This window comes from Stenotrophomonas sp. NPDC047960, from assembly GCF_043204395.1.
In the GTDB taxonomy this organism is placed as follows: Bacteria; Pseudomonadota; Gammaproteobacteria; order Xanthomonadales; family Xanthomonadaceae; genus Stenotrophomonas.
Window position 1 is genome coordinate 987,984 of the sequence record NZ_JBIDBX010000001.1, and the last position, 12,699, is coordinate 1,000,682.

Sequence of the window (12,699 nt, forward strand, 5' to 3'; positions counted from 1 at the left end):
GGGGGGGGGGGGGGGTTGGGTGGGGGGGGGTGGCGCGCCGCTGGTTGGGGCCCCCACCCCCCCTTGGTTGGGTTGGGGGCGCCCCCCCAAAACCCAACCCCGACCCGCCCAAACCGACGGTAACGGCAGAGCCGACGCTCTGGCTCTGGCCGTTGCCGTTGTAGTAGCCGTTCAGCCGCGCAGGCGGCTGTGCTTGTAGCTGTAACCGAAGTAGATGGCGAACCCGATCACCGTCCAGATCCCCATCAGCATCCAGTTGTGCATCGTCATTGCCGACAGCAGTGCCAGGCAGCTCAGCACGCCCAGGCTGCAGATCAGCCAGGCCGCCGGAATGCGGAACGGGCGCGGCAGGTCCGGCTGCGTGCGGCGCAGGATCAGCACGCCCGCGCAGACCGCCGCAAACGCGATCAGCGTCCCCATCGACGTCAGCTCGCCCAGCACATCCAACGGGAACAGCGCCGCCAGCAGCGCAATGCCGATGCCCGTGATCACCGTATTGATGTGCGGCGTGCGGTACTTCGGGTGGATCGTCGTGAACACCTTCGGCAGAAGCCCGTCGTTGGCCATGATCATGAAGATGCGCGGCTGCGCGATCACCATCACCAGCACCACCGACGACAGCCCGATCAACGCACCGATCTCCACCACCACCCGCAGCCAGCCCAGCGTCGGGTGCGCCGCCACCGCCGTCACCACCGGCTCGTCCGTGCCCAGCAGCGTGTACGGCACCAGCCCCGTCATCACCGCCGCCATCGCGATGTACAGGATCGTGCAGATCACCAGCGACAGCAGCATGCCGATCGGCATGTCGCGCTGCGGCCGGTGCGATTCCTGCGCCGCCACCGACACCGCCTCGAACCCGATGTAAGCGAAGAACACCATCGCCGCACCGCGCAGCACGCCCTCGAACCCGAACTTGCCCGGGCCCTCATTGGCCGGGATGAACGGCGTCCAGTTGGCCGGGTCCACGTACTTCCAGCCGACCACGATCACCAGGATGATCAGGCCCGTCTTCAGCACCACCATCGCCATGTTCATCGCCGACGACTTGCTGATGCCCACGTAGCACAGCCACGTCAGCAGCAGCACCAGGATCGCCGCCGGCAGGTTCGCGATCGCCCCGGTGGGGCGCAGCTGCGCATCCAGCGGCGCACTGACCAGCGCAGAAGGCAGGTAAATGTCGAAATGACTGAGCAGGCTCAGGAAGTAGCCGGTCCAGCTGACCGCCACGGCCGACGCCGACACGCCGTACTCCAGCACCAGCATCCAGCCGATGAACCACGCCGCCAGCTCGCCGAAGGTGGCGTATGTGTACGTGTAGGCGCTGCCGGAGACCGGCACCATCGAGGCGAACTCCGCATAGGCCATCGCGCAGAACGCGCAGCAGATCGCCGCCAGTACGAAGCTCAGCATGATCGCCGGGCCTGCATGGTTGGCCGCCGCCTGCCCGGTAATGACGAAGATGCCACCGCCGATCACCGCGCCGATGCCCAGCGCGGTCAGGCCCCAGGGGCCCAGGGTGCGACGCAGGCTCAGCCCGTTGGCGTCTTCATGGGCGGCGTGCGGGTGCTTGGTGGCCCACAGTTGTCTCAGCATGGGATCACGACACCTTGTTGAGCTTGCTGTGACGGATGCCGTAGCCGAAGTAGATCAGCAGGCCCAACACCGTCCAACCCACGAACAGGTGCCAATGCACCACGAACGCCTGCCAGAACAGGAACAGGCACGACAGCGCGCCCACCGGGCAGATCACCCACACCAGCGGCACCCGGAACGGTCGGGTCAGTTCCGGGCGCGTGTAGCGCAGGACCAGCACGCCGATGCAGACCGTGGCGAAGGCCAGCAGGGTACCCATCGAGACCAGCTCACCGAGCACGTTCAGCGGCATCAGGCCGGCCAGCGCAGCAGCCAGTACGCCAACGACGATCGTGGCCCAGTAGGGCGTCCGGAAGCGCTTATGGACCTTGCCGAACAGTTTCGGAATCAGGCCATCGCGCGAGATCGTGTAGGCGATGCGGGTCTGGCCCATCATCATCACCAGCACCACCGAGGAAAGACCGGCGATGGCACCGATCTCCACTGCGGTCTTGAGCCAGGACAGGCTGGCATACGGTTCCAGCGCGGTGGCTACCGGCTTGTCGGTGCCCAGCAGGTTGTACGGCATCATCCCGGTCAGCACCGCACATACGATGATGTAGACGATGGTGCACACCGCCAGCGAGCCGAGCAGGCCGATCGGCATGTTGCGCTGCGGGTCCTTGGTTTCGCCGGCTGCGGTGGAAACCGCATCGAAGCCGATGTAGGCAAAGAACACGATGGTGGCCGCACGGAACACACCGCTCCAGCCGAACTCGCCGGGTACACCGGTGTTTTCCGGAATGAACGGGGTCCAGTTGGCCATGTCGATGTGCTGCGAGCCAAAGCCGATGAACAGGCAGATCACGGTGACCTTGATCGCCACGATGATCGCGTTGACGAACGCCGACTGGGTCACGCCCACGTACAGCAGGCCCGACACCGCCGCCACGATCAGCACCGCCGGCAGGTTGAACAGCTTGCCCGACGCAATGAACTCCTGTCCGGTCCAGCTGATCGGCGCCGCGCTGAGCGCGTCCGGGAACGGCATGTTCAGCGTGGTGGTGATGAAGCTGATGAGGTATGCCGACCAGCCCACCGCGACCGACGCCGAAGCGAACAGGTATTCCAGCACCAGGCACCAGCCGATGAACCAGGCCATGCCTTCGCCCAGGGTCGCGTACGAGTAGGAGTAGGCGCTGCCCGAGACCGGCATCATCGCCGCGAACTCGGCGTAGCACAGGCCCGCCAGGGCGCAGGCGAAGCCGGCGATCACGAACGACAGCATCACCGCCGGGCCGGCGTGGTTGGCGGCCGCCTGGCCGGTCAGCACGAAGATACCCGCGCCGATCACGGCGCCGATACCCAGCATGATGAGATGTTTCGCCGTGAGGGTCCTTTTCAGCGAGGCTTCGCCATCCAGGCTGCCTTCAATCGGTTCGCCGGCGTCGACGTGCCCGGCCGGCTCGACCGGTTTGACCCTCAACAGAGACTTCAGCATGCAGTGCTTCCCAGGTGGACGTTGGTGCGGGGCGGGCCCCGCGAATAGATAGGTAAGTGCGCGATACGTTGCCGCGCCCTTGATTGGTGACCGGCCGCCCCCAAGGAGCGGCCCGCTGTACCTTAGCCAAAGCTGAAGCCTGCGCACAAGCGCAAATGCAGCATGCCGGGCGATAATCTGCCAAATCCGCCCGATTGCCCGGTTGCCATGTCGTCAAACCCTGAATCCGTTGTAGCACTTGACGCCGCGCTGCGCGGCCAGCTGGCCGATTACGCTCGCCGGCACCCCGAACACGCCGCCTTGGCTGACGAATTCAGCACATTGCTGGACGACCCGGAAAACCCCTTCCTGCGCGATCGCCTGGCTGGCCATTTCACCGGCAGTGCATGGCTGGTCAGCGCCGATGGGGCGCGGGTGCTGCTGACCCACCACCGCAAGTTGAACCGCTGGCTGCAGCTGGGCGGCCATGCCGACGGCGTGCGCGACCTGGCCAGGGTGGCGCTGACCGAGGCCGAGGAGGAATCCGGCCTGACCGGGCTGGTGCTGGAGGACGGGGCGGTGCTGTTCGATATCGACAAGCACTGGATTCCGGAACGGCATGACGTGCCCGGCCACTGGCACTACGACGCGCGCTACGTGGTGCGGGCGGTGGGCAGCGAGGCCTTCGCGATCAGCGAGGAGTCGCTGGCGCTGGCATGGCGCGACGTCACCGACGTAGCCAATGCCGCGATCGCGACGCCGGACGGGGACGATTCGTTGCCGCGGATGGCCAGGCGCTGGTTGGCACGGTGACCGGGTAGGGTCGCATCCCGATCGACCGCCGACTGTGGTGCAACGTTCGGTGGTGGCATGTACGTTGGGGGAGACAACGCGTTTCGTTCGGAGGTCATGCCTTCGTCGCGCCGACCACCCTTATCGGCGGTCGATTGGGATGCGACCCTACCGTGCGCGTTTGCGCGCACGTCCGCGGCCGCCTCCGCGATCAGTAAAGAACGCGTGTGCGCAACGTGCCCGGAATCGCGGCCAGCTCTTCGCGCACGGCCGCGGCCTGTGCTTCGCTGGCGGTGATGTCGATCACCACGTAGCCCACCTTCGGGTCGGTACGCAGGAACTGGCCATCGATGTTGACATTGTGGCGCGAGAAGATCTCGTTGACCTTCGACAGCACGCCCGGCACGTTCTGGTGGATGTGCAGCAGGCGCAGGCTGTCTTCGTGCTCCGGCAAGGTCACTTCCGGGAAGTTGACCGCCGACAGGGTGCTGCCATTGTCGCTGTAACGCACCAGCTTGGCGGCTACTTCCACGCCGATGTTGTCCTGCGCCTCCAGGGTGCTGCCGCCCACGTGCGGGGTAAGGATGACATTGTCGTGCGCGGTCAGCGGTGACACGAAGGCATCGCCGTTGCCCTTGGGCTCCACCGGAAACACGTCCAGCGCCGCGCCACCGATGTGGCCCGAACGCAGCGCCGCATCCAGCGCATCGATGTCGACCACGGTGCCGCGTGCGGCATTGATCAGGTGCGCGCCCGGGCGCATGCGCGCCAGCTGCGGCGCGCCGATCAGCCACTGGGTGGCCGGGGTTTCGGGCACGTGCACGGTGACGATATCGGCGCGGGCGAGCAGGTCGTCCAGATCGACGGCGGCGCGGGCGTTGCCCAGCGACAGCTTGGTTTCGATGTCGTGGAAGATCACCTGCATGCCCATGGCTTCGGCCATCACGCCGACCTGGGTGCCGATATGGCCATAGCCGATGATGCCCAGGGTCTTGCCACGCACTTCATGGCTGCCGGCGGCCGATTTGGACCAGCCGCCGCGATGGCATTCGGCGTTCTTCTGCGGAATGCCACGGGTGAGCATGATCGCTTCGGCAATCACCAGTTCGGCCACGCTGCGGGTGTTGGAGTAGGGCGCGTTGAACACCGGGATGCCGGCCAGTTCGGCCGCCTCCAGGTCAACCTGGTTGGTGCCGATGCAGAAGCAGCCCACCGCCATCAGGCGCTTTGCATGGGCCATTACGTCGGCGCTGAGCTGGGTGCGCGAGCGGATGCCGACGATGTGCGCTTCGGCGATGCGCGCCTTCAGTTCGTCTTCGGGCAGCGCCTTGCTGTGCAGTTCGATCTGCGAATAGCCGGCCGCACTGAACACGTCGATGGCCGTCTGGCTCACCCCCTCCAGCAACAGCACGCGGATATCCTGCTTCGGGAATGAGGTCTTCTTCGGCGACATGGGCAAGCGGCAGCATGTTGGACGGGAGCTGCCCACTATGCCAGATCGGGGCGGGGATGGTGCGGTGCGCCATGGGGTGGTTTGACGGTTTCAGATGCGACCAATTGTGGGCGAGGTCGCACGACTAACAGTCGTGCGCTACCCTTTGGGATTGCCCTGGCTCCCTTGTTCACATGACCGATCCGCGCCTTGATTTGCTGTTGCAGGACTGCCCCGGGCTGCGGCTCACCACCGAGCCGGCCGAGCTGGAGCATTACGGACGGGATTGGACCCGGCGCTGGACGCCGGCGCCGCTGGCGGTCGCATTGCCTGGCAGCGTGGAAGAGGTCCAGGCCATCCTGCGCTGGGCCAGTGCCCACGCCGTGGCCGTGGTGCCCTCCGGTGGGCGGACCGGCCTGAGCGGCGGCGCGGTCGCGGCCAACGGCGAGCTGGTGCTCAGCCTGGAGCGGATGAACAAGCCACTGGCCTTCGACGCGGTGGACCGCACGCTGACCGTGCAGGCCGGCATGGCGCTGGAGGCCGTACACAACGCAGCGCTCGAACACGGCCTGATCTATCCGGTCGACTTCGCCGCGCGCGGCTCCTGCTCGATCGGGGGCAACATCGCCACCAATGCCGGCGGCATCCGGGTGATCCGCTACGGCAACACCCGCGAGTGGATTGCCGGGCTGAAGGTGGTCACCGCCAACGGCGAGCTGCTCGAGCTGAACAAGGGGCTGATCAAGAATTCCAGCGGTTACGATTTCCGCCAGCTGCTGATTGCGTCGGAAGGCACGCTGGGCGTGATCGTGGAAGCCACGCTCAAGCTCACCGATCCGCCGCCAGCCAGCAACGTGATGCTGCTGGCGCTGCCATCGTTCGAGGTACTGATGCAGGTGTTTGCCGCGTTCCGCGAGCGCATGCAGCTGCAGGCCTTCGAATTCTTCACCGACCGGGCGCTCGAGCATGTGCTGGCGCATGGTGCACAGGCGCCGTTCGCCGAGGTCCATCCGTTCTACGTGGTGACCGAATTCGCCGCCGGCGACGAGGTGCAGGAGGCCGCAGCGATGTCCGCGTTCGAGGCCTGCATGGAGCAGGGCTGGGTCAGCGATGGCGTGGTCAGCCAGAGTGATGCGCAGGCCGCCCAGCTGTGGCGCCTGCGCGAAGGGATCACCGAAGCGGTGGCGCGCTACAAGCCGTACAAGAATGATGTGTCGGTGCGGATTTCGTCCATGCCGGCGTTCATGGCACGCACCCAGGCGCTGATTGGCGAGGCGTACCCGCACTTCGACGTGGTCTGGTTCGGCCATATCGGCGACGGCAACCTGCACATCAACGTGCTCAAGCCCGATACCACCGACGATGCGCAGTTCCTGCAGCAGTGCGAGCACGTGACCAAGCTGCTGGCGCAGGTGCTGAAGGACTTCGACGGCAGTATCTCGGCCGAACATGGCATCGGGCTGGTCAAGAAGAGCTACCTGGACAGCACCCGGGGCGAGGCGGAAATCGCGCTGATGAAGGCGGTCAAACGCACGTTTGATCCCCAAGGGTTGCTGAATCCGGGCAAGGTATTTGACCTGTAGCAGGCGACAGAATTTCACGCAGCCGATACGCTTTGCCACTTCCTGCCCTCAACGAACCCAAGATGAAGCGATCGATCCTGCTGTTTGCCGTGCTCGCCCTGCCGCTTTCGGCATTCGCCTCCAGCTTCGCCGGCTCCTCGGCGGGTTCGGCGTCCGGTGCCTCCTCGGCCGGCTCGTCCAGCTCGGACGACGACAAGGTGGTGGTGGACGCCCGCGAAGACGCAGCTGCGTTCGTGGCCACCGACGGCGCCATCCGTGGCGCCCGCCTGGAAGCGGCGCTCCTGCACCTGCGCGAAACCGGTGCCGCCCAGCGCGACGCCAGCGACATGCAGCTGGCCCAGGCCCTGCTGGCCCGCTGATGCAACCGCGCCGCTGGGCCCTGCGCCGATGCGCGGCGGTCCTGGCGGCGTTGCTGGCCGCCCCGGCCGCCCATGCCGCCCTGCAGCTTCAGCTGCAGGCGGACGGGCTTGATCCTGGCCAGCGGGCGAACGCCGAGCAGGTACTGCAGCAGGCGCCTGCGTTGCTGCCTGCGTCATGGCAGGCGCGCTTCGTCGCCCCGGTAACACTGTCCTGGTCGGATCGGCTGCCCGAGTCGGTGCATGGCCGCACCCGGAAGAACGCGATCGCGTTGCAGCGCAGGCTGCTGGACGAGGTGCAGCCAGACCAACCGCTGCCCCGCGCGGTGCAGGCGGCGCTGATCCATGAATTGACCCACGTGCTGGACCGCAGCGCCGACGGCCGCTGGTCGTCCAGTGCCCGGTGGCGTGACCTGGCCGGCTGGCAGCAGCACCCGTGGCGTTGGGGACGCGGTGACAACGCATTCACCGAACGCAGCCCCGACGCGTACGAGCGCCACAGCCCGGCCGAGTACCTGGCGGTCAATGCCGAGCATTACCTGCTGGATGCGGATTACGGCTGTCGCCGCCCGGCGCTGGCGGCGTGGTTTGCAGATCACATCGGCCCCGGGCCGCAGGCCGCGTGCGACCCGCGCGTGGCGCTGGTGCAGGCCGGCGATGTCACCGGCGAAGCCTCGTTGCTGGAGCTGGATCCGCAGCGGGTATATGCGGTGGACTACCTGCTGGCTGAGGGCAACGACCAGCTGATGAGCCGCTGGGGTCACAGCATGCTGCGCTTGGTGATCTGCGCGCCGGGGCGCCCGCGTGGCCCGGCGTGCCGGCTGGATCTGGCCGATCACCGGGTGCTGTCGTTCCGCGCGTTCGTCGGCGATGTCCAGATTTCCAGCTGGCGCGGGCTGACCGGCGCGTATCCGTCGCGGCTGTTTGTGCTGCCGCTCAACCAGGTGATCAACGAGTACACCCAGCTGGAGCTGCGCGGGCTGAAGTCGGTGCCGCTGGCGCTTGCGCCGGAGGATATCGCCAGCCTGATCGAACGCGTGGGACAGGTGCACTGGAGCTACGACGGGCGCTACCGCTTCATCAGCAACAACTGCGCGGTGGAAACCGGCAAGCTGCTGCAGGAAGGCGTGCCGCGCTGGGCCGATCCCGGCCTGAACCGGCTCAGCCCGGGCGGCCTGCTGCGCCGACTGACGCGTGAAGGGCGCGCCGATGCCACGGTGCTGGATGATCGCCGCGAGGCGATGCGCCAGGGCTATTACTTCCCGTCGGCGCAGGTGCACTACCAGCAGTTGTTCGATGTGGCGCGTGCGGAGCTTGACCTGCCTACCCGCAACGTCAGCACCTGGTTGCAGCTGCCGGCCGCGCAGCGCGCTGCATGGGCCGAGCGCGGTGGACTGCGCGCGACGTCAGCGTTGCTGCTGCTGGAGCAGGCCGCGCGCTACCGCGAAGAGCTGCGCGCGCGCGACGGGCTCAAGCGCGCGCTGGGCATGGCGGGCGAGGGCGGCGACAGCGCACTGGCCGCGCTGCTGGCACTGCTGGACGATGCCGGGCAGCTGGTCAATCCGGTGGGGCTGGTGGACAGCGGAGGGTATGGCCTGCCCATCGGCGAGGAACGCGCAGCCGCAGCCGCCGCGACCCGGCGAATCAGCGCACGCGGCGTGCCAGCCTGGGCGCAGCTGCAGGCGCAGATGCGGGCGAGGTTGCCGGCGGCGCAACAGCGCGAATTGCTGACGATTGATGACACCCTGGCAACGCTGGGCGACCGGATGCGCCAACTGGCGCGCGAGGGCTGACGGCGACGGCGACGGCGACGGCCAGGGCCGACGCCAATGCAACACCAACGCCAACGCCAACGCCAACGCCAACGCCAACGCCAACGCCGATAGAGCCCGGCCCTGCTTAGCTGAATGTCGGATCGCGACGTGGTCCTACTTTGCGCGAAGGGCAGCCAGGCAGCGCCTGGCTCTACCTCGCAAGCGAATGCAGAACGACCACCAATCGCTCCGGAGACCGGGATGAGACCAGCACGTCGTGGCTGGTTCGCGTTGGAATGAAAACTCGGCTCCGTTTGCCCGCCGTTGCTGCGAAGACCGGTCGCGCGGTGGAGGTCGAGAACCAACCCAGGTGAACGCCGGGAAGGCCGATCCCATTCTTTCGCCATCGGAGTTTCGGAGGGTCATTGAAGCCCAAGGCTTGCGCGTCCGCCGCTCGGACATCTGCGATAGGAATTTTCCGCCTGTATGGGAAGACGCCTACGGAGAGCTCCGTCTCGGTAATCTTGATCGTGCAGCAGAGCATGCTTCCAATCAAATACAGGACAAGTAGTACAGCCACAATCAGCCCGAATCCCGACCCGGTACCGTAGTCATAGACGAAGAAGAAGCCGGTGGCCGCGACCAGCAGTACAGCTACCGACCCAAGCGACCATGGGTTTATCAACGGTATGCGTTCGTTCCAGAGAATAGACGGGCTCACTTGCTGACTCCCGCTGCCCGCGCAGCGTACTGTGTAGCGACATCGACAAGCTCTTCGTCGTTGGATGGTGAGCCGGACAGATAGCCGCACGTTCGAAGTGCAGAAATGATTGCCGTGCTCTCAGCCCTGAGCAGCCTCAGAATTCCCTCTCGGGCAATGCCTTCGTCTCCGGTGAGCGAAGCAATCTTCAACGTTCTCTCATAGTCTTGCATGAGGTCGGGATCGAGTCGGGAAATTCGTGATTCCCTCTGTCTGCTCGCACGCTGATTGTTGTTACTTTCGTCATCCGGGCCTGAAGTGAACACCCACGCGCCCACGGCCACCCAAAGAACAACGTACGCGGCAACGGTTACATACAAGGCAGCAATGCTGAGCGCGACGACTGCCTCTTGGCTACGTGTCGAGAGGTTCGAGGCGAAGATGTCCTTCACTACTGCAAGGTCTTCGGGGCTGATGTTTCCGCCAGAGGTCGTAGCCAGTCGGTGGAGAAGCTCCGAAGTTGTGCCGCTGGCGCGGGAGGCAGCAATGATGTTCTCGATCTCCTCGGACTTCGACTTAAGTGCCACCTCAATCCTGCTGCTCAGGGAATCAGGCTTGAAGCCTGTGCTGAGCCCGGATGCCTCCAGAAGTCGAAAAGCAGATGAATAGTCGCCATTCTGCATGAACTTCGAGAAATCCGGGTCCACGGCTACAGCCAAAAGTGAGATCGTTTCATCCGTGACTGCTGAACTTCCGATATTGAAACCGGCTGAGTTCATGAATCCAGGCAGGTCGCTCAACAGCTTGCTAGCAGAGTCGCTCTCTGAGTGGGCTTGGGCGATTATGGTTGCGATACGGCTGTTTGCGTCCCAGAACTCCGCAGGCAGTCCCGATCTGGATATCAGAAGCTTCCCAATCATTGGGGGGCTTTCGCATGTGCCATCGACGATGCTGTGGCGGTGACTTGCTCCGGCGGGAAGTGCTGCGGCGGCGGCCGCAGCTGCGGCACTTTGCATGCCCCGCTTGATGAAGTCTCTACGGTTGGACATGGGTAACTCCTCGCTTGAGGTGCTTGTCCGCTTCGACGCGGATCGTGAATCGGGTGATCAGGTCGGGCATCATTCGCACTGCGGCTGCTTGCGCGTAGGCTGCAATTTCCGGATCACGATGCAGCAGGGTGCATGCTTGGCAGATGTGAACCACATCGTCCAGCTTGGACTGAAGGTGGCCGGGAGTCGATGCGGAGATGATCTGATGTGGCCCGTCGAGATGCAGCCATATTTTCATGAGGTCATCCTGCTGCGTGTCGTACAGCTCCCTCATGTTGTTTCCGGAGTTGGCCCCAAGGTCAAGTTCTGGAATGCGCTCAAGTGTGAGTCCGCAACATGCAGAGAGGCGGTCATTCGGCTTGATGGTGATGTTGTTGAAAATCTGGGAGCAGCCTTTACGGAGTTGGGTTCCGGAGTTTGGGGCGTGGCGGGCGCTCTCGCTGGAGTCGTAAGGCATCCAGCTATTGGAAATGATACGGAGCAGTCCAGTGTTGTTGAGGGTATGAATGCTTGGATGGGCGAGGAGTGATTCGAGGCATTTGCTCTCTGCAGAGTCGACCTCGACTGTGATCAATGTTGTGATTCGTTGCGAGATTGCGGCGGCTGCAGCTTGTACGATGCTTTCCTCCGGTACGAACTCTTGATGATCCAAGCCAGTGCTCAGATTCAACTCTTTGAGGCCGGGGTCCTCAAGTCCCTTGCAAACGCCTCTGAGGTTTGTTGGCGTTTCCCCCAGAATCCATTGGAGACGAGACGGGTGCCAAGACCAAGTTCCGACGCGAGTCTCACCGCATCATGCAGGTCTCCCTTGAGGAGAAGTGCCTCTCCTCCGCTGAATATGATCTGCCGAATGCTTGGAAATTTCGCTTTAGCTTCGTTGATGCGATCGAGAATCGCCTTCCCGGAGAGTCTCGTTGATAATCGTGGGTTCGACTGAAAACAGCAGTCCCTGCAGGACGCATTACATTTGTATGTAGGGAGAATCGTAAGGCTTGTTGGCTGGACACCTGTCTGCATGTTTCTCTCCGCAGCTGTGTTGGCTGAGATCTGAATCTGCATCAAACCTAAGTCGAAAACTGCCGACGCGTTCTCGCCGTTGCTGATGCGCGTCATCTACGACATGTTGTGGCGCAGTTCGCAGGTGATCCTCCACGGTGTGCTGGAGGCCAGAATGGAGACGACGAGCGTCCTGGGCGTTGTTGGGTCTGCGCGTGACTGGGGGAGCTCGTTGTCGAGTGTTGAAACGCTTGCTTGGTTGGGGAGCCGAATGCGCCAACTGGCCCGGGACTAAGGGTGGGGACACGCCATGCGCGTCCGCGCGGTGCCGCACGAAAGCAGACACGCATGGCGCATCCCTACGCATTTCACCCACGGTCACACCCGCAGGGCTAGGATCAGGGGCTGACCCAGAACATCGGCAAAGGAGTCGAACATGCGAATTTCTCCCCTTGTCTTGAGCGCGGCCGCGGCCCTCGGGCTGGCGGCCTGCCAGCCTGCGCAGCAGGCGGACTCAGCAGCGGCCGACCCGGCGGTCGGGACGCCTGCGCCGGCCGAGGCCCCTGCGGCGGATGCGGGTGGGTCGTTGGCGCCGGCGGCGCCCGCTGGCGGAACCGAGGCGCCGCCGGCCTTCCGCGCCACCGGCAACGAGCCGGGTTGGCTGGCGCAGGTCAGCGACGGGCCCAATCCGGTGCTGCGCGTGGAGACCGGCTACGGTGAGCAGAAGTACGATATCGCCTCGCCCACGCAGGGCAAGGACGGGTGGTCGGGCAAGGCCGCCGACGGTACCGAGATCAAGCTGAGTTACCAGCGCACGGTGTGCCAGGACAACATGAGCGGTCAGGAATTGGGCGCCACGGTGATGCTCACCGTGGGCGCCCGCCAATACCATGGGTGTGGCGATTTCGCCGGTGCGCCGGCGCAGAGCACGCGTCCCTGAGCGTAGCGACACGCCATGCGTGTCCCACGCAATGCCGAACGA

11 protein-coding genes are annotated in these 12,699 nt (G+C 64.8%); 5 read left to right on the forward strand and 6 right to left on the reverse strand.

What is annotated here, in order from left to right; all coding sequences use genetic code 11:
• Positions 1 to 171: 171 nt before the first annotated feature.
• Both ACGFZ3_RS04735 and ACGFZ3_RS04740 read right to left on the reverse strand, forming a co-directional pair.
• The gene (locus ACGFZ3_RS04735; RefSeq protein ID WP_392917069.1) at positions 172 to 1,596 is read right to left on the reverse strand and encodes an amino acid permease; all 1,425 of its coding nucleotides are present in this window, start codon (positions 1,594 to 1,596) and stop codon (positions 172 to 174) included.
• 4 nt (positions 1,597 to 1,600) lie between these two features.
• A complete protein-coding gene (locus ACGFZ3_RS04740; protein ID WP_392917072.1) occupies positions 1,601 to 3,076 on the reverse strand; it encodes an amino acid permease in 1,476 nt (491 codons plus the stop codon).
• A 207-nt stretch (positions 3,077 to 3,283) separates the two neighbouring features.
• Between ACGFZ3_RS04740 and ACGFZ3_RS04745 the strand changes: the two genes are divergently transcribed.
• Positions 3,284 to 3,868: an NUDIX hydrolase gene (locus ACGFZ3_RS04745; protein ID WP_392917075.1), complete on the forward strand. Its 585-nt coding sequence runs from the start codon at positions 3,284 to 3,286 to the stop codon at positions 3,866 to 3,868.
• 190 nt (positions 3,869 to 4,058) lie between these two features.
• Here the strand turns inward: ACGFZ3_RS04745 and serA are convergent, their stop codons facing one another.
• Positions 4,059 to 5,300 (reverse strand): phosphoglycerate dehydrogenase, encoded by a 1,242-nt coding sequence (serA, locus tag ACGFZ3_RS04750; protein ID WP_392917078.1) that lies wholly within the window; start codon positions 5,298 to 5,300, stop codon positions 4,059 to 4,061.
• Positions 5,301 to 5,473: 173 nt separating this feature from the next.
• Here serA and ACGFZ3_RS04755 point away from each other — a divergent pair, with 173 nt between their 5' ends.
• From ACGFZ3_RS04755 to ACGFZ3_RS04765, 3 genes are all read left to right on the forward strand, one after another.
• Positions 5,474 to 6,862, forward strand: a complete 1,389-nt coding sequence (locus tag ACGFZ3_RS04755; protein ID WP_392917081.1) for an FAD-binding oxidoreductase — start codon at positions 5,474 to 5,476, stop codon at positions 6,860 to 6,862.
• Between the two features lie 62 nt (positions 6,863 to 6,924).
• Positions 6,925 to 7,221, forward strand: a complete 297-nt coding sequence (locus tag ACGFZ3_RS04760) for a DUF2388 domain-containing protein (protein ID WP_068851491.1) — start codon at positions 6,925 to 6,927, stop codon at positions 7,219 to 7,221.
• On the forward strand, positions 7,221 to 9,011 hold the full coding sequence (locus ACGFZ3_RS04765) for a DUF4105 domain-containing protein (protein WP_392917084.1): 1,791 nt from the start codon (positions 7,221 to 7,223) through the stop codon (positions 9,009 to 9,011). The genes ACGFZ3_RS04760 and ACGFZ3_RS04765 overlap by 1 nt, the downstream gene beginning before the upstream one ends.
• Positions 9,012 to 9,689: 678 nt before the next feature.
• Here ACGFZ3_RS04765 and ACGFZ3_RS04770 read toward each other — a convergent pair.
• Genes ACGFZ3_RS04770 through ACGFZ3_RS04780 form a run of 3 tightly spaced genes read right to left on the reverse strand, consistent with a single transcriptional unit; the run spans position 9,690 to position 11,834 of the window.
• On the reverse strand, positions 9,690 to 10,721 hold the full coding sequence (locus ACGFZ3_RS04770) for a twin-arginine translocation signal domain-containing protein (protein ID WP_392917086.1): 1,032 nt from the start codon (positions 10,719 to 10,721) through the stop codon (positions 9,690 to 9,692).
• Positions 10,708 to 11,391 carry a hypothetical protein gene (locus tag ACGFZ3_RS04775; protein ID WP_392917089.1) on the reverse strand — a complete coding sequence of 228 codons (684 nt, stop codon included), beginning with the start codon at positions 11,389 to 11,391 and terminating at the stop codon, positions 10,708 to 10,710. Before ACGFZ3_RS04775 ends, ACGFZ3_RS04770 begins: the two co-directional genes overlap by 14 nt.
• Positions 11,388 to 11,834, reverse strand: coding sequence for a radical SAM protein (locus tag ACGFZ3_RS04780; RefSeq protein ID WP_392917092.1), 447 nt, complete (start codon positions 11,832 to 11,834; stop codon positions 11,388 to 11,390). The genes ACGFZ3_RS04775 and ACGFZ3_RS04780 overlap by 4 nt, the downstream gene beginning before the upstream one ends.
• A gap of 319 nt (positions 11,835 to 12,153) precedes the next feature.
• On the opposite strand from ACGFZ3_RS04780, the gene ACGFZ3_RS04785 reads away from it, so the two are divergent.
• On the forward strand, positions 12,154 to 12,657 hold the full coding sequence (locus ACGFZ3_RS04785; protein ID WP_392917095.1) for a hypothetical protein: 504 nt from the start codon (positions 12,154 to 12,156) through the stop codon (positions 12,655 to 12,657).
• The last annotated feature ends 42 nt before the right edge of the window (positions 12,658 to 12,699 follow it).